This window comes from Promicromonospora sp. MEB111 (genome assembly GCF_030209445.1).
Lineage (GTDB): Bacteria > Actinomycetota > Actinomycetes > Actinomycetales > Cellulomonadaceae > Promicromonospora.
In genome coordinates, this window is sequence record NZ_JARVSD010000007.1 from 18059 (window position 1) to 38747 (window position 20689).

Below are 20689 nucleotides of genomic sequence, written 5' to 3' on the forward strand. Positions count from 1 at the left end.
TTCGGTGTGACTGTTGCAGGCCGATCACGAAGGCCGAACCATCCGCTCAGGTCGATCCGCGCTGGACGACGACCGATGTCGGGGCAGCCGGCTCCTGCGGTTCGATACCGAGTGCGGCCCGGGCAGCCTGCCGCCCGAAACCTTCGCCGTCGATGTGCACCGACGTGAGCGATGGGCGCCAGAGCGCCCCGTAGGGTCCGTCGTCGAACCCGATCACGGCGAGATCGCCCGGAGCGGACAAGTCCAGGTCCGCCATGGCTGCGAGAACACGGAACGCCGCTTCGTCGTCGAACGCGGCCACGGCTGAGACCTCCGGGTGCATGCCACGCAGATTGCGCAGCGCATCCGCGGTGGAAGCTGATCCCGTCGCGACGCTCACCCGGTGCAGGTCGCCGGCGCCTACGGCCGACCACGCTTCTCGGGCGTACCGCAGGCGCAGCGCAGCTAGCCCACCAGCGGCCGCCTCGCCCGGAACGGCGAACGCGACGTTCGCGTGGCCGCGCTCGGCGAGGTATGTGAGCTGGGTCATCGTGTGCGCGGCCAGCCCGTCGGTCCAGCCCCCGTCGCTCCCCTCCGTCTCACCGTCGCCGACGTCGCCCTGGTACGGCCGGGCCAGGTCGACGACGGCACGCGGCGCCAGCGTCGCGACGAGCTCGGCGAGCGCGGCGCGATCCGCGCCGCCCGGGTGCACCACGAGGGTGTAGTCGTGGCGCCACAGCTCGTGCCGCATGCCCGTCACGAAGCCGTCCAGGCTGTGTCCGGGCCGCAGGTCGCCGAGCTTGAGCAGCACGACCCGGCTGCTGCCCTCCCGCAGGGCGCGGGCGAGGCGGTGCGGCGTGTAGCCCAGGTCGCGTGCCGCCTCGCGCACCCGGTCCCGGGTGGTCTCGGGGATGGTCTGCCCGGGGGTGTCGTTGAGCACGAAGCTCACCGTGGCGGTCGAGACCCCGCTCGCGCGCGCGACGTCCTTGAGCGTCGCCCGACTCTCCTTCGACATGTCCCCCCGTTCCTGGCGGCCGCCGGTGTTCTCGTGGCCGCGCTCCAAGGGTAGTGTCCACTTATTCGATTTAGTGATGCTCGACGAACCTCGGAGGAACCCATGCGATCCGTCCACGTCACGGCGCCGGACACCACGGCCTGGGTCGACGTCGACCAGCCCGTCGCCGGCCCCGCCGACGTCCTGCTCAGGATGCGCGCGTGCGGCATCTGCGGCTCCGACGCCCTGTACACCGCGAACGGAGGGATCCCGCCGCGGCAGGGCGCCACGCCGCTCGGTCACGAGCCCGCGGCCGAGGTCGCGGAGGTCGGTGCCGACGTCACCGGCATCGCGGTGGGCGACCACGTCGTGATCGACACGATGGCGCTGACCGACGGGCTCCTGGGCTCCGGCGGCGCCCAGGGCGGGCTGTCGGAGTACGTCGTGATCAAGGACGCACAGGTCGGCAGGCAGCTGCGGACCATCCCGAAGGAGATCCCCTGGGAGGTCGCCGCACTGAACGAGCCGATGGCCGTCGCCTACCACGCGGTCAACCGCACCCAGCCGCGCCCCGGCGCGAAGGTGGTCGTGTTCGGCGCCGGACCGATCGGCCTGGGCGCCGTGCTCGGCTACAAGCGACGCGGCGCCGCGCACGTCGTCGTGGTCGACATCCTCCCCTCCCGGCTCGACAAGGCCCTCCAGGTGGGTGCGGACGCCGTCATCAACTCGGCGCAGGAGGACGTGGCCGCCCGCCTCGTGGAGCTGCACGGCGACGGCGCCACCGTCTTCAACCGGGGCGTCCGGCCCGGCACCGACATCTACCTCGACGCCGCCGGCGCTCCCGTGGTCCCGCAGACCGTGGCGAGGATCGCCAAGCACGGCGCCACGCTCGGCATCGTCGCCGTGCACAAGAAGCCCGTGGAGCTCGACCTCGGCGGCATCCTGACCTCCGAGCTGAACCTCGTGTGGTCGATGGGCTACCCCACCGAGATCTTCGAGGTCACCGACGACATCATCGCCAACTGGCGCAGGTACGCGCTCATCGTCAGCGACACCCTTCCCTTCGAGAAGGCACTCGACGCCCTGGAGCTCGCCCGTACACCGGGCGCGGCCGACAAGGTGGTCGTCACCTTCGGCTGACCACCAGGCCCGCCCGCTGAGCCCCCGACGACCATCAGGAGAAGACGTGCCCCTCGTGCTCGACCCGACCACCGCCCTGCTCGTGATCGACCTGCAGGCCGCCACGCTGAGCAACCCGTTCGCTCACCCCGTCGACGACGTCGTCGGCGCGACGGCCGCGCTCGCCGCCACCTTCCACGACCAGGGCCGCACCGTGGCCTACGCGGTCTCGACCGGAACCCCACCCGGACGCAACGCCTACGGTTCCGCGCCGCGCACGTTCCCCGAGGAGGCGCGCGCCCTCGCGCCCGTCCTCGACGTGCGCGACGACGACCTGCGCGTCGAGCGGGCCCGGCTGAGCGCGTTCTCCGGCACCGGCCTGGCCGAGCTGCTGCGCGAACGCGCCGTCACGACCGTCGTGGTCACCGGTGTCGCGACCAGCTTCGGCGTCGAGTCCACCGTGCGGCACGCCTACGACCTGGGCTTCGACGTCGTCGTCGCCTCCGACGCCGTCACCGACCTGCGCGCCGAGACCCACGAGCACGCCCTGACCGCGGTGCTCCCCGCCATCGCCCGGGTCGCCTCCTCGGGTGACATCGCCGGCGCGTTGTCCCAGGGTTAGCGCGTACCACGGATCCGGGCCTCCTGCCGGTGCCACCTCAGCCGGCCAGCGGGTCATCGTTCGGCGGGGCGTCCTCCCGGTCGTTCGCCCGGTCCAGCGTGCGGTCCGGGAGCCAGACGGTGAAGGTACTGCCCCTGGGTCCGTGCTGCGTGTGCAGCAGGCGTCCGCTGTGGCCCTCGGCCGCCCGGCGGGCGATGGCAAGACCGAGCCCGGATCCTTCCGCCGCGGCGGGAGCACCGGAGCCGTTCCTGCTCTGGATGAAGCGGTCGAAGACGCGGTCGCGGTCCTCCGGGACCCCTGGGCCCTCGTCGGCGACGGCGATCCACGCCCAGCCTTGCCGGCTCCCGGTGCCGCTCCGATCAGACCTGCGGACGACACGCCCCGCAACCGGCAGGGACACATCCCTCCACACCGAGCCGAGCCCCGCACGGGTCGTGCGCCGGGAAGCACGCTCGCGTGACGTGGTGTCCGCCGATCAGCACCATGGCGCCGGCAGCCGCGAGGCGCAAAGGCTGTCCTCCACCCCGCGGCGACGCATAACCGGCGGGACACAAAGTGCGCGGCGGCGCTCCTCAGTCGCGCCCGCCATCTCTAGGTTCGGTCCGTGGCGGTTGCACGCCTCGCCGGTCGAAGAATCTCGTCATGGCATCCGAGTAGGGCGTCACGATGGCGAACTCGCCGTCAATAGCCAGCCGTCGTCGGTGCGCGACAGGCCCGCCGCACCAGTCGCCAGCGGGGAACGAAGACTGGAACCGAGAAGGGGCTGTTCAGAACTGCCCCTAGGAGCCGCAACCAGCGTGTGATTGCGATTTCTCGCGCCTCAGCACCCAATGGAAAGCACACCCTGCTGTGTGGCTCGCCAGCGATCGTACCGTCGTCTCTAGAAGCATGCCGGTCCCAGCACCGCGTGCTCCGAATGACCGCTGCCGCCAGACGCAAGCCGCGGCGGGCATGGAGGAGCTCGTCGTCAGACGGCACGGAGTCATACCGCCAGGGAAGGTAGGGGTGAAGGTCAAGCGTAGCTCATCGACTCCAGCAACTTCGTAGGTGACGTGGTCCTGGATGAGGTGTGCCCTCCGGGCATGGAGTCGAGGCTTCAACGTTCCCAGAGACGCATGGAGCCGGGCCACTCGCGCGCCACGGCTCTCCGGTGGAATTCGTATAAACTCCCGCGGGCAAGTCTATCGAATCATCCAGAGGCGGCGGTGCGGGGGCCCATTCAACCGGTTGTAGAAGGCCGATTTTCGCCCTGATGCCAAGGGCGAGGTTGGGCGAGCTTCAATGGGCGTCTCCTGCCCAGAGGGAGGTAAAGGACTGTGGCGAGCACGCCGTTCGTCTTGGAATCAATGATCTGGTGGATCGTTCAGCGTGATCCATCGGAGATTCGCTTCCCGGCCGTGCGAGGCGTCATGAGTCGAGCGCTGCGCCGAATGGAGGCGCTGGATCGCGACAGTGCTGGACTGTACGCGCACCTGGTCGCGCGCGCCGAGTCCGAATTCGAGCACGAGTACCTTGCTTCCTGTTTTCCGCAGGCGGCCGGTTTGACCCCGGCTTCGGAGGTCTCCCTACGCGGTGTGCCTGGCACTCCGATGCACGTCGACCACCCGGAGCGTCGATGGCGAGTTGACAATGTCGACTTTGCGATACGCGACCTGGACGCCGCCGTCGAACTGTGGTGGTTCGGCAGGCGTAACATAGAAGTGCTGGACGATCTCATCTTTGACGGCGTCCAAATTGCTGTCTTGAACGTGTTGAGACTCTCGCAGCGTCAGGCCAGGATGTTGTTCGACGGGCTCTGGGTTGAGGCGCGCGACGCTGACGAGAAGTCCTCTTTGATCACTGCACTCGCCGAAGAGTTCTCTCGACGAGATATCTTTCATGAATTTCCGATCTTGTATCGGTGGACCGACGTCGATGGTCCGGTTCGCGCCGAGATGCTGAATCAGGGCTATCTGGCCGGCCGGGCGGACGGTCCATCGGGTCCACCTCCCGAACGGCCTGACTGGGTGGCAATCGCGAGGACCTTTTGGACAGACGTGCGTGAGCTGGATGAGGAGGGCCGCCAGGATGCTGCGATCGACATGGAGGTGCTCTTGCACGGGCCGGTGTTTCGGTCCGTTTTCATCTTCCGCGAACTGTGGTTAGGCGCACACAATGACGACGAGCTGATCTGGCTGTTGGACTATTTTCGTTTTCCGTTCTGCGAACTGGGTTTGGCGACGAAAATCCCAGAAATCAAGGATGCTGCCCGCCGAAGTGCGGAAATCCGGTATGTGCTGGAGAGGCTCACGTAGAACCAATAGGGGTGTGCGAGAGCCGCCGGTGGAACGGGTTCGATGTCGTCAGATCACGCCAGCGAGAGCACCGCGCCGGGGTGGGGACGCGGCACCGAACCAGGGGTGGGTTCACAGGGGCGGCACCGAATCCATCGGCTGTGGGATCCAGTTGCTCTTGACGCGGGCTCCTGGTCTCGTGCCCGGAGCCGCTTGGGACGTCGGGGAGGCGTCGATGCGTGCGTTCGCCCCTACCGGGGTTGGTGGGTGGGCACGGGAGATCTGGTCCAGGGCTCCGGGTAGCCCGGTGCGCCAGCTCTGCTTGGGGTCCAGGAGGGTCAGGTGCTCAATGTCCCACCGGGCGCCGCACCTGGCGGGCCCGCCTCCGAGAGCCCCGCCGGTGCAACGGTGAGCTGCTGCGAGTGGCGTCCGTCCTGGACCGTGTCAGGACGGACGCCACTCCTCCGCGCGACGGGATGCACCGGCCCGTCAAGGTCTCCGATCAGTCGTCGACCACGGTGACGGAGCCGTCGACGTCTCCGCGGGTCGCGTTCGAGTGCGGGCACACAAGGTCCGCCTCGTCTGCCAGACCGTTCTTCGGGCCCGACAGATCATCATCGGCGCTGCGCTCTTGATCGTGGGCGCGCGCTCCGCTGCGAATCCCCATCGGTCGTCGGGCGGGTTGGGTCAGCTGACCGGGGCGACCTCCTTGAGGTGCGGCGGGTTGGCTCCTGCCCGCCCGACGGTGATGGCGGCGACACGAGCGGCGAAGGCAAAGATCGCTGTCACCGTTGGTTCGTCGATGGCGCGCAGGTCTCCACGACGGTCCGCTCCCATCAGGTGGTGCTGATGCAGAGCTGCGAGCAGCCCGCTCATGTAGGCGTCGCCGGCACCTACGGTGTCCACGACCGTCGCCGGATGGGCCGGCACCTCGGCACGACGCCCGTCAGCGAGCAGGGCGAGCGAGCCCCGACCACCGCGGGTCACGACCACCAGGGCACAGCCGTGTTCCTGCACCCAACAAGAGGCGACGTCGGCCGGGTCGACGCCGGGATGGAGCCACGCCAGGTCCTCGTCGCTCACCTTGACCACGTCCGCCGCCGCCACGAGGTCGCCCACCGCGGGCCGGACATCGTCCGGGCTGCCCATGATCGACGGCCGCAGGTTGGGGTCGTAGGTGATCGTGGCGGTGCGCCCGGCGCCCCGCACGAGCTGCAGGAGGGCGTCGCGGGGTTCGGTCGCCGCGACTGCCGCGATGGAACCGGTGTGGACGACGATCGTCTCCTGCGGCGCCACCCACTGCGGCAGCTGCCACCGCAGATCGAACTCGTAGGTCGCGGCTCCTGTCGGGTCGAGGCGTGCGAGCGCGGTCGAGGTGCGGTCTGCACCCAGGGATGCGGGCAGGATGTCCACTCCCGACGCCGCCAGGTGGTCGGCCACGACGCGCCCGCGGGGATCCGTCGAGAGCCAGGTGAGCAGGTCGACGGACTCTCCCAGACGTGCCAGGCCCAGGGCGACGTTGGCCGGGCTGCCTCCCGGGTGCTCTGCCCGGGTCCCGGTGCTGTGCTCGACGATGTCGACGTGGGCCTCGCCGACGACGAGGAACTGGCTCATCGGTCTCCGATCGTGGTGCGGGATCCGGTCGCGGCGACCGGGACGTTGACGTCGTCGACGCTCAGGTGCCCGAAACCACCGGTCGCCTGGTCGACGATCTCGATGTACAGGTCCTCGCCGATGTGGTCGGCGGCGTCGATGGTGCGGCGTTTGTACTGGGCGCGCAGGGCGTCCTCGACGTTTCCGCTGACCCGGCCGACGACCAGCCCGTCCCGGGCCCGCACGACGGCGACGTAGAGCTTCTGCGGGTCGTAGCCGCCGGCGGTGAGCAGGTCGATCCGGCCGTCACCGCCCAGGGTGAAGGTCTCGGACCGCAGCCGGCCCGTCGCGGCGTCGCCGACCTTTTCGTTGAAGCCCCACAGGTGGCAGCGGTCGTCGTCGCCCCACGCGTTGGCCTGCCGGAACGGACCACCCCACCCCCAGTCCGTGGCGGCGGTGACGTTCGCGTCGGAGTAGGCGTCGCCGTCCACGACGCTCCATCCGGTGAGGTCGCAGGTCGCGAAGTCACCGTTGGTGAGTTCTCCGGTGGGCTCGCCCGCCGGAGGCTCGTCGTGGTGAGCGGGAGCGACTGGACCGTAGGCACCGGACAGGTTCCACACCTCCAGCGACCTGACCGTGACGTTCGCTCCTCCGGTGACGCGCAGTCCGACGGCGTCGGCGAGGGTCGGGTAGACACGGGTGGTCATCGACTTCTCGTCGTCGACGAAGGCCTCGACGACCGACCGGTCGACGTAGACGTGCATCATCACCTTCCCGTCGGGCGCGACCTCGTAGGGGCCCTCGTGCACGCCCTTGCGGGTGTCCGGGTCCAGGCTGGAACGGTTGCGGTCCAGCCTGAGGATGTCGGCTCGGCGGTCGACCGTCAGCACGGTCCGTTCGGTCCCGTCACCGCTGCGCCGCACCTCGAGCCCGGCCGTCGAGGTCGCGCCTCGCCCGGAGCCCGGCGCGATCTGCAGCTGGGCCCTGATCTCCAGGAGATCGGTGAACCGGTCGTGCTTCGTGTCGAGGGCCGCGTTGGTGCGCGCCACGGACCGGTTCTTGATCGACAGCACCTTCTCGGTGCGGAGGGTCTTGAGCTCGTCCACCGGCTTGACGCCGGCGTCCCCGTCGCGGGTCTGGGTGAGCTCGACCGGAAGTCCCATCGAGTGCGCCCAGCCGGCGTCGTGGTGCTCGTCCTCGCTGCGCCCGTCCTGGGTGATCGTGAACAGCAGGGACCTGCCCTGGGGGTCGACCATCCCGGACGGACCCGTGAAGTGCTCGCCGTAGTCGAACAGGCGAGGCTCCTCGTGGTCGGGCACGAAGACGTGCTTCTGCCGGTCCCACTCGCCGACCCAGTAGTAGGTGTTCTTCGCGGTGTTCTCGTTGTAGCCGTCGAACCACGGGTTGACGACGAACACGTACTTCTGGGTGCCGCGCCGCTCGCCGAGCGGCAGCAGCACCGGCAGCTCCCAGACCTGCCCGGTCTTGGGATAGGTCTGGGCATCACCGACGAACAGGGGGTTCTGGTACTCCCAGTTGACCAGGTCACGGGAGGTGTAGACGAGCGCCGTCCCGCCGACCTTCGTCTCGCCGTCGACGATGCCGGAGCCGACGAGCTGGTACCAGATCGGCTTGCCGTCCTCGGCGGTCTCCTTCCAGACGAACGGGTCGCGGAACTGGCCGAACCAGGGGGTGCCGGCCGGCGAGGACAGGTCGGGCGCCTGGACCGTGACCGGCTCGGGCTCCAGCCTCCACCGGGTGAGCGGGGTCTCCTCGGCGCCGGGCACCGGCCACGCGAGTCCGGTCGCCTGGTTCGGAACCTTGGCGTCGTTGCCCGCGGTGTAGAAGAGCACCGGGTTCCCGTCCGCGTCGTAGGTGGCGCTGCCGGACCACACGCCGTCCGGTGTGACGGGCTCCGTCGGGGCGATCGCGACGGGCAGGTCCTTCCAGTGCACCAGGTCGGTGCTCACGGCGTGGCCCCAGTGGATCTGGTGCCAGTACGGGCCCTGCGGGTTGTGCTGGTAGAAGATGTGGTACTTGCCCTCGAACCAGATCGGTGCGTGGGGCTCGTTCATCCAGTGCTCCGGCGGCAGGAAGTGGTACTGGGGGCGGTAACGGTCGCCGTCGTACCGGGCTCGGTCGGGCCGCAGGCCGTCAATGGGGCTGTCGCCGCCCACGGCCGCCGCGTCGGCGATCTGCTGCGGGCTGAGGAGCTCGTCGGTCACGGTCAGCTCGTCGATCGCCCCGTTCCACGAGTTGGCACGGAACGTCCCGTTGATCACCGCGGCCTGGTTGTGCCGCCCGATCAGGAGCGGCTGGTTCTCCGCCGCGCGGATCCTCGTTCCAGCCCCGATGTCCTTCGTAGCGACTTGGGTACCGTTGAGGTAGAGGCGCATCAGGCCGGAGGCGGCGTCGTAGGTGGCGGCGACGTGGCTCCACCCGTCGGTGGGCAGGCCGGCGTCCTTCGGAGCGCGCAGCGTGTGCCAGGCGACGCCGTCGCCGAGCTCGAGACCCCATGCCCCGTGGCGGTACATGCCCAGCAGGTATCCGCTCCTGGCGTCGGCGTCGTGCTGGTTGACGATCGCCGAGGCCTGCCCGAGGTCGCCCCACTCGTAGGAGCGCGGCGCGACCCATGCCTGGATGCTCAGGGTGCTGCTGGGCGTCAGGGCCTGGAATCCGTCGCGCTGGATGTAGGTCGAGTACCCGTCGAACAGCAGTGATCCCGCGTTCACGCCCTGCCTCCACAACGGGTCCGAGTCCGGCTTGTAGGCCGCGTCGTTGAAGACGTAGGCGACGTCGTCGGTCGTCCCGGACCCGTCGTCGTGCGCCTGCTTGCCGGACGTCTCGTCGAACGACCAGTGCATGGGGTCGTTGACCAGCGTCCGCACGCCGTCGACGTTGAGGTGCCCGGTGGCGGACTCGTCGACCAGGCGCAGGTAGACGACGTCGCCGAGATGTTCGCTGAGGTCGAGCGCGACTTCGGCATACGCCTCGCCGGTGGAGTCGACAGTGGCGCGCACCAGTTCTTCGTCGTCCGTGGCCGCGTGCACCGCGACATAGAGGTCGGGATCGCTCGTGCCGCCGAGCAGGAGCCGGACCTCGCCGCGTCCGCCGACGACGAACCGGGGCGAGGTCAGAGTTCCGGTCAGGGTCTCGTCCGCCCGTGCCCCTCCCCACAGGTGGTAGGTGCCCTCGGCGCCGAACGGTTCGTCGTCGGGTGTGGTGGTCGCGGTGCTGAGGTTCGCCTCGGTGAACGCGTCACCCTGAGCGGCCCAGTTCTGCAGGGTCCCGGTCTCGAACCCGGCGTTGTCGAACTCGTGGCCGAGGACCTCGACGGTGGTGTCGAAGGCGTCGACGTTGATGTGTCCCCATCCACCGGTGGCGTTGTCGACGACCCGGAGGTAGAGCTCCTCACCGAGGTAGGCGGTGGCGTCCCAGCGCACCCGGCTGTACTTCTCGGAGTCGGCGAAGGCGGTGTTGGTCGCGCGCAGCAGCTCGGTGTCGTCCGACGCCCGGTGGAGCGCCACGTAGAGGTTGTCGCGGTCGTTGCCGCCGCCGACAAGGAACTCGATCGCACCGGTTCCCGCGAGGGTGAAGGTCGACGACGTCAGCGTGCCGGTCCGGGAGTCGGGGCTGTCCTTGGCGCCCCACAGGTGGTAGTTCCCGTCCTGCCCGAACGGGCCACCCCACCCCCAGTCCGTCGCGTCGGTGACCTGCGCCGCGGTGAAGGCCTGGCCGGTCGCCGTCCAACCTTCGAGGTCGCCGGTCTCGAACCCGGGGTTGGCGATCTCGGTGATCGATCGCTGTGCGTAGGTGCGGACGTCGTCCAGGTTGAGGTGGCCCCAGCCGCCGGACGCGGTGTCGGTGACCTCGAGGTAGAGCTCTTCGCCCAGGTGCGCCGAGGCGTCCCACACCACTCGGCGGAGCTCCTCGGAGTCGGCGAAGGCGGTGTTGGTCGCGCGCATGAGCTCGGTGCCGTCGGAGGCGCGGTGCAACGCGACGTAGAGGTTGTCGAGATCGTTCCCGCCGCCCAGGAGGAAGCTGATCTCGCCGATCCCGTCGAGGGTGAAGACCGAGGAACGCATGCTGCCGGTCGGTGCGTCTCCCCCGCTGCTCGCTCCCCACAGGTGGTAGCTGCCGTCCGGGTTGAAACAGCAGCCCCAGCCCCAGTCCTCGGCGTCGGACACCGTCGTGTCGGTGAACGCGTCTCCCTCGGTCACCTCCCACCCGGTCAGGTCGCCCGTCTCGAAGCTGGGGTTGTCGATCGTGGGCGGGGCTGCGGCCTGCGCTGCCGGAGACATCGCGAGGCCACCGGCCAGGGTGAGGGCCGCCGCGATCGCCGCGGCCGGCAGGACGTGCGCGCGGCGGGTCCGGACCGAGCCTGACGTTCTCATCGCGTCTCCTTCGATGCCTGGAGCTGCCAGACGTCGACCTGGGTGAAGCGGGTCTGGCCGCCTTCCGAGTACAGCTTCAGGCCGGTGCTCGCCGCCGCGCCGTCGGTTCCCCGGCTCGTCGGGTAGATCCGGTTCGAGAACGCCGCGGCATCGTTGATGAACACGTCGATCACCGAGTGGTCGATGAAGACGTGGAACTTCTCGGGCTTGCCGAAGGCGGCCTCGTCGTAGGCGCCGCGCAGCAGCACGGCCTCCTCGTTCTCGAAGTTGCGGCTCGATCGGGTCTTGTCGATGACGATGTCGCCGCCGTCGTAGTAGACCCGCGTGATCTCCGCGCCGTCGGGCGAGGCGCCGATGCACAGGCCGTACCGCCCGCCGGTGGCGGCAGGGTCGACCTGGGCGATGATCTCCACCTGGTTGCCGGACGCGGCGAGGCTGCGCTCCCCGGTCACCATGACATCGGACTCGGTCTGCGGTGAGCCGGCTCGTAGCGTCGTGAGCTGGGCGAGGGCCCGCTGGCCGAGGGTCTGGCCGTCGGCGAGCAGACGCCACTGGCGGGGCACGCTGAACGTGTGCGCCCAGCCCAGCTCGAGCTGCATCCGTGAGCTGGAGCGCTCGTCCACGATGCCGATCGCGACGGGGTTGCCGTCCGGGCCGCGTGCGACGGTCGGCGACAGGTGGCCGTGGATCACGTCCAGCGGCTTCGGCCGTGCGTAGTCCGGGGTGAACTGGCTGCCGTTCCACGTTCCGGTCCAGTAGACCGACCGCGTGTACGGTTCGGCGAGCTTGGACACCGACCTGCCGATCGGGCTGACGACCAGGACGTACTTGTCCCGCCCGCCGTGGGTGCCGATCTTCTCGAAGACAGGCATCTCCCAGATCGCCGAGTCGATGTCCATCGACGCGAACGGGATCGTGGAGAACGGGCTGCCCGCCCGCGTCCACTGCCCCTGGATGTCCTGGGCCGTGTAGTGCTCCACCGCCCCACCGGCGTCGGTCGCCGCGCCGATGATCATGTGCCAGGTCCCGCCCTCCTGCCAGAGGTACGGGTCGCGGAAGTCGGCGACGTGCGCCGGAGCGTTCTTGTCGATGACCCCGGCGTCCGCCTTGGTCCAGCTCGCCAGGTCGGTGTCGGTGCTGGAAGCACGCGCGATGCCCGGGTCGAAGGGGCCACCGAAGTTCACCGTGGTGAAGAACGCGTGCGCGGTGCCGTTCACCGACACGACGTCGCCGGACCAGATCCCCTTGGATCCCTGCGCCGTCAGGCCGTCCCCGGCAATCGCCCCCAGACCCGCCTCGCGGTCGTTCGGTTCGGGGTGCAGCGCGTCGGGCAGGTTCGTCCAGTGCACCAGGTCCGTGCTGGTCATGTGACCCCAGTGCATCTGCCACTTGAACGGGCCGTTCGGTGTGCGCTGGTAGAACATGTGGTACTTGCAGTCGTGCTTGACCAGGCCGTGCGGCTCGTTGGTCCAGTTGGCGTGCGGCATCGCGTGGTACCGCGGCCGGAGGATGTCGTCCGCGAACCGCAGGCCCGTGACCTGGAGCGCGACGTCGTGGGCCGGGCTGGCGCCGGCGATCCCGGCGGTGTACTCGGCCGTGAACGTCTCGGCACCGCGCGCGACGTCGTAGATCCGTGTGTCGTCGTAGGTCGCGTTGAGTGCGTTGATGAGGAACACCCCGGTCGTGACGTCCTCGCTGGCCTTGCCGACCACCAGCGGCGCACCGGCGGCCTGCGCGAAGCGTGTCCCGGCAGGGATGGCGACCCGGGCCACCTTCGGCCCGGCGGCGTCGTCCAGGTGCAGCCGCAGCTCCCCGGCATCGCCGTCGACGACGGCGGCGATGTGCACCCACTCGTACAGCGGGAACAGCCACGGTGCCTTGACCGTGCACCACTGCCCGCCGACGTGCGCGGTGAACCACCATTCGCCGTAGGTGTTGATCGCGAGGTCGAAGCCCGCGTCGGCGGAGCGCTGGTAGATGATCGACGACGGGGTCAGGCCGTCGTACGGCTGCTCGCTGTCCGAGGGGTAGCTCTCGAGCGCGATCCAGGTCTGGACCGTCATCTGTGAGGTGAGCGGCGTGGTGAACTGCCCGGTCGCCCAGGTCGAGAAGCCGTCGGTGCGGAAGGCATTGCCGTGCACGCCCGGCACGCGCTCGGCCGGGTTGTTGGTGACGTGGACGTTGAACGTGCTCTGGCTGATCTCGTCGAGGATCGTGGCCGAGCCGTTGGGCTGGTCGTAGGACAGGCGCAGGACCGGGTCGCCGGTCGCGGCCGCCGCGGGGCGGAAGTGCGCGCCCGTCGCGATGACCGCCGCGGAGACCGCGGCGCCCTGCAGGAAGGTCCGCCGGCCGAGCCGGGGCAGGTGGTGGGTCGGTCGTGTGTCCTGGTGCTCCGTCATTGGAACTACCTCTCGTGTCGCGATGATGGGGCGGTCGTGGCGCGGTGATGACATCCCGCGCGACCTAGGCGTTCTGAGGCGTGGCGCCGCTGGGGCCGCCTGCGCAGTGGCTGCCCGATGTGCCCGTGGGCGTCGACCAGGCCGCGGTGTCGATGCCGGGAGCGGTGCCGTCGAGCAGCGTCCTGATGTCGTCGACGTTGAGGTGCCCGGTCGGCGATCCGTCGACGAGGCGGAGACGAACCGTCTCCCCGACGTGAGCCGCGAGGTCGAGGCCGACTTCCTGATAGGTCTCGCGCGAGGTGCCGACGCCGACGCGGGCGAGCTCCTGACCGTCGGCGACCGATTCCGCCGCGACGTAGACGTCGGGATCGTCGGTTCCGCCGAGCAGGAGCCGGATCTCGCCGCTGCCGCCGACAACGAACCGGGGTGAGGTCAGCGTGCCGGTCAGGCAGTCTCCCTGGCCGCCGCCCCACAGGTGGTACGTGCCCTGTGCGCCGAACGGTTCGCCGGCCGGTGTCCGGGTCGCCGAGCTGACGCTCGCCTCGGAGAACGCCTCGCCGTCGGCGGTCCAGCCCTGGAGGCTTCCGGCCTCGAAGCCGGCGTTGTCGAACTCGTGGCCGACGACGTCGTCGGCCGTGTCGAAGGCGTCGACGTTGATGTGTCCCCAGCCGCCCGTGGCGTCGTCCACGATCCGGAAGTAGAGCTCCTCACCGATGTGGTCGGCCGCGTTCCACCGCACCGGGCTGTACGCCTCGGAGTCGGCGAAGGCGGTGTTCGTGGCGCGCATGAGCTCGGCGCCGTCCGACGCACGGTGCAGCGCCACGTAGAGGTTCTCGAGGTCGTTGCCGCCGCCGATCAGGAAGCTGATCTCGCCGGTGCCGCCGAGGCTGAAGGTCGACGACGTGAGGGTGCCGGTCTTGTCGTCGGACCCGTTGTTCGCGCCCCACAGGTGGTACCGGCCGTCGTGCCCGAACGGGCCGCCCCACCCCCACTCGGTCCGGTCGGTGACCTGCGCGGCGCCGAACGCCTGCCCGGTCGCCGTCCAGCCGGTCAGGTCGCCGGTCTCGAAGCCCGGGTTGGCGATCTGGGCGATCGAACGCTCCGTGTAGGTGCGCACGTCGTCGAGGTTGATGTGGCCCCATCCTGCGGAGGCCGTGTCGACGACCTCGAGGTAGAGGTCCTGGCCGAGGTGGTCGGACGCGTCCCACACGACGCGGCTGAGGATCTCGGAGTCGGCGAAGGCGGTGTTGGTGGCGCGCATGAGCTCGGCGTCGTCGGACGCGCGGTGCAGCGCGACGTACAGGTTCTCGGGGTCGTTGCCCCCGCCGATCAGGAAGCTGATCTCGCCGGTGCCGTCGAGGGTGAACACCGACGAGCGCATCCGCCCGGTCGGTGTGTCGCCGCCGGCGGTGGCCGCGCCCCAGAGGTGGTGGACGCCGTCCGGGTTGAAGCAGCAGCCCCAGCCCCACCCGGTCGCGTCGGAGACGGTGGCGTCGGTGAATGCCTGGCCTTCGACGACGTTCCATCCGGTCAGGTCGCCGGTCTCGAAGCTGGGGTTGTCGATGGTGGCCGGGGTGGCGGCTTCCCCGGGTTGCGCGGCGACCAGCGCTCCGGCCAGGGCGAGCGCCACGGCCAGTGCCGCCGCAGACAGCGCACGTGGGCGTGGGCGCGCGGATGAGAGGATTCTCATTGCATCTCCTTTGATGTCTGGCATGAGAGGGATGTAAGACCCGGCGGCCGGCCCGGCATGGCCGGCCGCCGGTATGTCACGCGAGGTGGTCGAACTGACCGTCGCTCACGTGGAGTCGCCCGTCTGGCGCCCACCCGACGGGGAGCGGATCGGACAGCGTGCCGATGAACGTGCCGGAGTCGTCGACGTGGTGGAACGCGAAGAGCCACCAGGCCCCGTCGCGGTCCTGGACGAGCCGGCCGGCGTAGAGGCTCTCGTCGGTGAGGCGGTACGCCTTCTCGATGTCGTAGGGGCCGGTCGCCGAGTCGACCGGGACCGCCCAGACCCCGCCGTGTTCCCCGGCGCTCCGCCGGTCCTCGCTCAGCTCGCCGTGCAGGCAGCTGAAGACGAGCACGGTGCGCCCGTCGATCGTGGCGATCTGCGGTACCTCGAGCTGTCCGAACCCGGCGCCCGGGTTGGACAGGGGTGGGCGCACGGTCCAGTCCTGGAGGTCCGGTGAGGTGGCGTGCCCGATGACGCCGCGGCTGTCCGTGTCGCCCTGGTTGGCGCGTGCGGTGACGAGCATGTGCCAGCCGTCGCCGTCGGGGTCGGCGAAGACCCACGGGTCGCGCCACGCCTCGTCGAACCAGGCCACGCCGTCGTACTTCTCGTACCAGGTCGCGTCCGCCTCGACCAACGCCTCGGTGGAGGACTTCGCCCACGTGTACAGGTCGTCGGACGCCGCGACGCCCACGCGCTGCACCAGGCCGCTCTCGGCGCGGGAGGTGCCGGTGTAGAACATGCGCCAGGTGCCGTCCGGTGCGCGCACGACGGACCCGGTCCATGTCGTGTAGTCGTCAAAGGCCGGGGACTCCGATGCGATCAGGGCGTCGGAGACCTCCCGCCAGCCGCGCAGGTCGTCGGAGACCGCATGGCCGACCGTGACGTTGAAGTGCCGGCGGTTCGGGTCGCCCAGCGCCCGCGAAGCCTTGAGGTAGAAGACGTGGTACTCGTGCCCGTCGTCGACGAACCACATGTCCCAGGTCCAGACGTCAGAAAGAATGTAAGGCATCAGCCCTTGACCCCCGAAGATGCAATGGAATTGATGAAGGACCGTTGGAAGGCCAGGAACAACGCGACCACGGGGATCGTGATCAGCGACGAGTAGGCCATCACCTGGCCCCACGAGATATTCATCTGGAAGAAGTACTGCAGTCCGATCATCACCGGCCGCAGCTCCTCGCTCTGGACCACCATGAGAGGCCACAGGTAGGAGTTCCATGCGGGCAGGAACGTCAGGATCGCGACGGTCGCGATCGCCGGCCCGGACAGCGGCATGACGACCTTGCGGTAGATCGCGAACCAGCCCGCACCATCCATGCGCGCGGCCTCGTCCAGCTCGCGTGGAATCGAGTCGAAGTACTGGTAGAAGAGGTAGACGGAGAAGGCGTTCGCGACGAACGGGATGATCTGCACCTGGTAGGTGTCCAGCCAGCCCTGCTTGAACGCCAGGGAGAACCCGTCGGCCTCCAGCGAGGGAAGCTTGTTGACCCACCACAGCAGCGGCAGCGCAAGCGTCTCGAAAGGAACGATGAGAGTGGCCAGGATCAAGCTCAGGACGACACCCCGCCCGCGCCACCGCAGCCGCGCCAGGGCGAACGCGGCCATGCTGTTGACCAGGATGCCGAGCGCTACGGTCACTCCCGAGATGACGATCGAGTTCAGGATGAACTGCCCGAACGGGACGCGGTCGAACACGCCGATGTAGTTGTCCAGGGACACGTCACCGACAGGTAGGAAGGCCCGCCACGAGCCGAGGTCGGCGAAGATCTGCAGGTCGGGTTTGAGCGAGGAGACCAGCATGAAGAGGATCGGGAACGCGAAGAACACGACCAGCACCGACCGCAGCACGGTGACGAGGACCGAGCGTCGTCGTGTTCCGTTCGTCTTTCCCCCCGGCGCACGGGTGGTGGCGGCCGGTGTGGTGGACAGGGTGGACATGGTGGTCATCCCCTCTCGCGGCTGAGGTAGCGCTGGATCAGGGACACGGCGAGGACCATCGCGAAGAATGCGAGCGAGATCGCCGAGGCGTACCCGGTCTGCAGCTGCTGGTATCCGCTGCGCACCGCCTGGTAGACGACGGTCGTGGTGCTGTCCAGGGGCCCGCCCTGGGTCATGACGTTGATCTGCGTGAACAGCGAGAAGGCGGCGATCGTGATGGTCACGAGGATGAACGTCCGGGTCTGCAGCAGCCCTGGCCAGGTGACGTAGCGGAACTGGTGCCACGTACCCGCGCCGTCGAGCTCGGAAGCCTCGTACAGCTCGGCGGGGATGGTCTGCAGGCCCGAGAGCCAGATGATCATCGTGAAGCCGACCCCCTGCCACACGGACATGAGCATGATCGCCGGCATCGCCCAGGTCGGGTCGTTCAGCCAGTCGATGCCGGTGAACCCGCCGAACGTGACCGCCTCCAGGAACCTGTTGATCAGGCCGTCCGGTTGGTACATGAAGCGCCAGAGCAGGGAGACCACGACCATCGAGGTGACCACGGGCAGGAAGTAGATGGTCCGGAAGAACTGGGTACCGCGGACCTTCGCGTTCACCAGGACCGCCAGGACCAGGGCGAGCCCGGCCTGTACCGGGACCACCACCACAGCGAAGTAGAACGTGTTGCGCACCGAGGCCCAGAAGACGGGATCGGTCAGCAGCAGCGCGAAGTTGTCGAGCCCGATGAACTCCGGCGGGCGAGGTGAGATCAGCCGCGCGTTGGTGAACGCCAGGGCGAACGCCAGGACGATCGGCACGATCAGGAACAGCAGGAACAGGGCGAGCGCCGGACTGATCATCCAGGCGGCGGTCCTGGCCTCTCCCCGTCGACCGCGCGAACGGCGGGAGGTGGTGACCGAGGCCGCGGGTGAGGAAGCCGGTGGCGAGCTCTGGTGGGTTATGGCCATGAGGTGAGTTCCTTCAAGCGGGGCGAGCGGCTGCGGGCACGACGAGGCGGACCCGCAGCCGCTGCCGGGAGGGTGGTCCTGACGGGTCAGGTCAGGAGGTGTACCCGCCGTTCTGCTGGATGTCGCGGTCGATGTCGGCGACCGCCTTGTCGAGGATCGACCGGGGGTCTCCGCCGGCGAGGATGTCGCTGGCCGCCTTCTGGAAGACCGAGGAGATGAACGGGTAGGCAGGCGTCTCGGGGCGGACGACGGCGAACTGGTCGGCCATCTCGAGGTAGATCCGGTTCTCCCCGCCCTCGGCGTACGCCGGGATCTCGGCCGCGGCGTCGAGGGTGGCAGGGATCAGCCCGACGGCGTTGCCATACTCCACGAAGTACTTGGTGTCGTGCGCGAACTCCAGGTACTCGCGAGCACCGTCGGCTTCCTCGCAGCCTTCGGCCAAGGCCCACTGCCACGAACCCGCGCCGATCTTGGGACCGGTGCCCAGGTCCGGCGGCGGCAGGACCACGGCGTCGTCGAACGCGTCCTTGACCGTGGTGTCAGCCCAGTTACCTGTGAACAGCAGGCCGCTCTTGCCGTTGACGAAGTCGGCGGTCGAGTCCTCACCGGAGGTCTGGGCCATGTAGCCGTCGTCGACCAGACCGCGGAACCACTGCGCCCACTCAAGAGCTTCGGGTCCGTTGAGTGCGCCCTCGGCGCTCTGGAAGTCCGAGCGGTCGACCAGGTCGCCGCCGAAGCTCTGCAGCTGCGGGGAGTAGCCGTAGGAGATCCACTCCCCCGTGCCGCCGGTGCCCATGTCCAGGGCGTAGTCGTACTGCTCGAGGCCGTCGATCTTGGCCAGGGCGTCCATGAACTCGTCCTTGGTCCACGGCTCCTCGAGGGTCGGCACGCGCACGCCGGCGTCGTCGAGGATCGACTGGCGGCTGTACATGGCCAGGGCCACGTCGAAGTACCCGTAGGCGTACACCTCGCCGTCGACCCTGCCCAGGGTTCCCTCCAGCTGGCCCTCGAACGTGTCCTCGGGCAGGCCCATCGGCTGGATGTAGCCGGCCCAGGCCCAGTTGGCGACGTTCGGGCCGTCGACGTCGACGATGCACGGCAGGTTGTTGGACGAGGCGGCCGCGACGACGGCGTCGTTGTACGCGTCCTGCGGGAAGTCCTGGACCTCGACGACGTACTGGTCCTGGCTGGCGTTGAAGTCCTCGACGATTCCGTTGACGACGTCCAGCTCGGCGTCGTTGCCACCGGCGTGGGTCCACAGGCTGATCGTTGCGGGTCCGTCGGCGTTCCCGCCGGTCCCCGAGCTGCACGCGGCTAGGCCCGCGACAGCCAGAACGGATAGGCTTGCCGCGGCGATGCGGCGGTTTCTGCGAGACAAGGTGCCCTCCAGGTCACTTGTTCATGTGGATCGTTGGTGCTGCACCGTCGGATCCGGCGTTGGCCCGCCGGTCCGAAGGTTCGCGCCGCTCTCCTGGGTCCTGGACCCAGGGGGGTGGCGCAACCGAGTCCCGGTAGATCACCGGACCTCGAAGTCGCGCGGTCGGGGCGGGCTTCGTCGCCTGCGGCTCCGCTTCGATGCGGTCGAAGAGCTGTTCAGCCGCCCAGACGCCCATGTCGTAGTGCGGCAGCTCGATGGTCGTCAGTCCCGGGAAGATGCCGTCTGCGACGAACTCCTGGTTGTCGAAGCCCACGACGGAAAGGTCCTGTGGGATGCGCAGGCCCAGCTCTGTCGCTGCACGGTAGACGCCCATGGCCAGCCGGTCGTTGAAGCAGAAGATCGCGGTAGGCCGCTGGTCGCCCTGCAGTAGCCGCCGTGCTGCGGTGTATCCCCCGCCGGGATCGGTCTCCGCCGTGACGATCTGCAGGTCGTCGGCGCCGAGACCCGCCTGTGCAGCACGTCGACGGAAACCTTCCTCTCGGCCGAACATGGCCGGGATCTCGTCGACGTCATTGATGAACGCCAGCCGGCGGTGCCCCGCGGCCAGCAGCACCTCTGCCGCGTCCTGGCCGCCGGCGACCTCGTCCGGCACGACCCACGGCACGCCTGGCGCGGTGCACGAGGCGTTGATCAGGACGGTGGGCACTGAGGCGAGCTGCGGCGGCAGCTCGACCTCACGGTGGTACATCGCGGCGTAGAGGATCCCGTCGACCTGGCGACGCAACAACTCCTCGATCTCCCTGTGCTCGACCTCGCGTTGGTATCCGGTCGAGACCACGAAGACGACGGCGTCACGAGACAGCGCGACATCCTGGGCACCCAGGATCATCTTGCCTGCGAACGGGGTCGTCGCGATCTCGTCGCCGACCAGCCCGATCGTGTTCGACCTCTGGGTACGCAGGCTCTGCGCCAGCACGTTGGGCGCGTAGCCCAGGCGTACTGCCGCGTCCTTCACGCGCGCCCGCGTGTCCGGATGCACCCGCTTGCCCAGCACGTCGTTCAGGACGTGGGACACGGTGGTGATCGACACGCCTGCCTCAGCGGCGACCTGCTTGATCGTGACTCGTCGTTGCGTCATCAGTTGCCCAATCGTTTTGCTGCGACAACAGTGCCCGCCTGGAGCGCGTTCGTCAAGTCGTCCGTCCGAGCAGAAAGCAGGCCGTCGCGCGCTCGACCCGAACAAGACAGCTAGCGGCGGTTCCGCGGTGCTTGGCAGAGCCCGACATCGACGGGGAGCTGTTCCAGCGCTCGCGCG

At 69.0% G+C, this 20689-nt stretch carries 14 protein-coding genes; 3 read left to right on the top strand and 11 right to left on the bottom strand.

The features are described from left to right. Positions 1 to 46 precede the first annotated feature (46 nt). On the bottom strand, positions 47 to 994 hold the full coding sequence (locus QRN56_RS06930; protein ID WP_285102075.1) for a LacI family DNA-binding transcriptional regulator: 948 nt from the start codon (positions 992 to 994) through the stop codon (positions 47 to 49). Positions 995 to 1096: 102 nt separating this feature from the next. Between QRN56_RS06930 and QRN56_RS06935 the strand changes: the two genes are divergently transcribed. Together QRN56_RS06935 and QRN56_RS06940 are read left to right on the top strand one after the other, a co-directional pair. Then, a complete protein-coding gene (locus tag QRN56_RS06935) occupies positions 1097 to 2113 on the top strand; it encodes a zinc-dependent alcohol dehydrogenase (protein WP_285102076.1) in 1017 nt (338 codons plus the stop codon). A gap of 46 nt (positions 2114 to 2159) precedes the next feature. Then, positions 2160 to 2714, top strand: coding sequence for an isochorismatase family protein (locus QRN56_RS06940; RefSeq protein ID WP_285102077.1), 555 nt, complete (start codon positions 2160 to 2162; stop codon positions 2712 to 2714). Between the two features lie 37 nt (positions 2715 to 2751). Here QRN56_RS06940 and QRN56_RS06945 read toward each other — a convergent pair whose 3' ends face one another. Beyond that, positions 2752 to 3114, bottom strand: coding sequence for a sensor histidine kinase (locus tag QRN56_RS06945; RefSeq protein WP_285102078.1), 363 nt, complete (start codon positions 3112 to 3114; stop codon positions 2752 to 2754). Between the two features lie 916 nt (positions 3115 to 4030). Here QRN56_RS06945 and QRN56_RS06950 point away from each other — a divergent pair. Further along, positions 4031 to 5008: a hypothetical protein gene (locus tag QRN56_RS06950; protein WP_285102079.1), complete on the top strand. Its 978-nt coding sequence runs from the start codon at positions 4031 to 4033 to the stop codon at positions 5006 to 5008. A 666-nt stretch (positions 5009 to 5674) separates the two neighbouring features. On the opposite strand, the gene QRN56_RS06955 is transcribed toward QRN56_RS06950, so the two are convergent. The 9 genes from QRN56_RS06955 to QRN56_RS06995 form a co-directional block, all read right to left on the bottom strand. Beyond that, positions 5675 to 6601, bottom strand: coding sequence for a carbohydrate kinase family protein (locus QRN56_RS06955; RefSeq protein WP_285102080.1), 927 nt, complete (start codon positions 6599 to 6601; stop codon positions 5675 to 5677). Next, positions 6598 to 10974, bottom strand: coding sequence for a GH32 C-terminal domain-containing protein (locus QRN56_RS06960; protein WP_285102081.1), 4377 nt, complete (start codon positions 10972 to 10974; stop codon positions 6598 to 6600). Before QRN56_RS06960 ends, QRN56_RS06955 begins: the two co-directional genes overlap by 4 nt. Then, positions 10971 to 13373 (bottom strand): glycoside hydrolase family 32 protein, encoded by a 2403-nt coding sequence (locus tag QRN56_RS06965; RefSeq protein ID WP_285102082.1) that lies wholly within the window; start codon positions 13371 to 13373, stop codon positions 10971 to 10973. The genes QRN56_RS06960 and QRN56_RS06965 overlap by 4 nt, the downstream gene beginning before the upstream one ends. 64 nt (positions 13374 to 13437) lie before the next feature. Beyond that, a complete protein-coding gene (locus QRN56_RS06970; protein ID WP_285102083.1) occupies positions 13438 to 15063 on the bottom strand; it encodes a hypothetical protein in 1626 nt (541 codons plus the stop codon). 76 nt (positions 15064 to 15139) lie between these two features. Further along, positions 15140 to 16114, bottom strand: a complete 975-nt coding sequence (locus QRN56_RS06975; RefSeq protein WP_285102084.1) for a glycoside hydrolase family protein — start codon at positions 16112 to 16114, stop codon at positions 15140 to 15142. Beyond that, positions 16114 to 17043, bottom strand: a complete 930-nt coding sequence (locus tag QRN56_RS06980) for a carbohydrate ABC transporter permease (RefSeq protein ID WP_502928759.1) — start codon at positions 17041 to 17043, stop codon at positions 16114 to 16116. Before QRN56_RS06980 ends, QRN56_RS06975 begins: the two co-directional genes overlap by 1 nt. A gap of 5 nt (positions 17044 to 17048) precedes the next feature. After that, positions 17049 to 17888 (bottom strand): carbohydrate ABC transporter permease, encoded by an 840-nt coding sequence (locus tag QRN56_RS06985; protein ID WP_285102085.1) that lies wholly within the window; start codon positions 17886 to 17888, stop codon positions 17049 to 17051. A 199-nt stretch (positions 17889 to 18087) separates the two neighbouring features. Further along, positions 18088 to 19374 carry an ABC transporter substrate-binding protein gene (locus QRN56_RS06990; protein WP_285102086.1) on the bottom strand — a complete coding sequence of 429 codons (1287 nt, stop codon included), beginning with the start codon at positions 19372 to 19374 and terminating at the stop codon, positions 18088 to 18090. Positions 19375 to 19387: 13 nt separating this feature from the next. Continuing rightward, positions 19388 to 20512: a LacI family DNA-binding transcriptional regulator gene (locus tag QRN56_RS06995; protein WP_285102462.1), complete on the bottom strand. Its 1125-nt coding sequence runs from the start codon at positions 20510 to 20512 to the stop codon at positions 19388 to 19390. Between the last annotated feature and the right edge of the window lie 177 nt (positions 20513 to 20689).

What these genes read in the sequence shown, in the direction of transcription:
- QRN56_RS06930 (WP_285102075.1), bottom strand. Translation starts at nt 994, where the DNA reads ATGTCGAAGGAGAGTCGGGCGACGCTCAAGGACGTCGCGCGCGCGAGC.
- QRN56_RS06935 (WP_285102076.1), top strand. Translation starts at nt 1,097, where the DNA reads ATGCGATCCGTCCACGTCACGGCGCCGGACACCACGGCCTGGGTCGAC.
- QRN56_RS06955 (WP_285102080.1), bottom strand. Translation starts at nt 6,601, where the DNA reads ATGAGCCAGTTCCTCGTCGTCGGCGAGGCCCACGTCGACATCGTCGAG.
- QRN56_RS06960 (WP_285102081.1), bottom strand. Translation starts at nt 10,974, where the DNA reads ATGAGAACGTCAGGCTCGGTCCGGACCCGCCGCGCGCACGTCCTGCCG.
- QRN56_RS06965 (WP_285102082.1), bottom strand. Translation starts at nt 13,373, where the DNA reads ATGACGGAGCACCAGGACACACGACCGACCCACCACCTGCCCCGGCTC.
- QRN56_RS06970 (WP_285102083.1), bottom strand. Translation starts at nt 15,063, where the DNA reads ATGAGAATCCTCTCATCCGCGCGCCCACGCCCACGTGCGCTGTCTGCG.
- QRN56_RS06975 (WP_285102084.1), bottom strand. Translation starts at nt 16,114, where the DNA reads ATGCCTTACATTCTTTCTGACGTCTGGACCTGGGACATGTGGTTCGTC.
- QRN56_RS06980 (WP_502928759.1), bottom strand. Translation starts at nt 17,043, where the DNA reads ATGTCCACCCTGTCCACCACACCGGCCGCCACCACCCGTGCGCCGGGG.
- QRN56_RS06985 (WP_285102085.1), bottom strand. Translation starts at nt 17,888, where the DNA reads ATGATCAGTCCGGCGCTCGCCCTGTTCCTGCTGTTCCTGATCGTGCCG.
- QRN56_RS06995 (WP_285102462.1), bottom strand. Translation starts at nt 20,512, where the DNA reads ATGACGCAACGACGAGTCACGATCAAGCAGGTCGCCGCTGAGGCAGGC.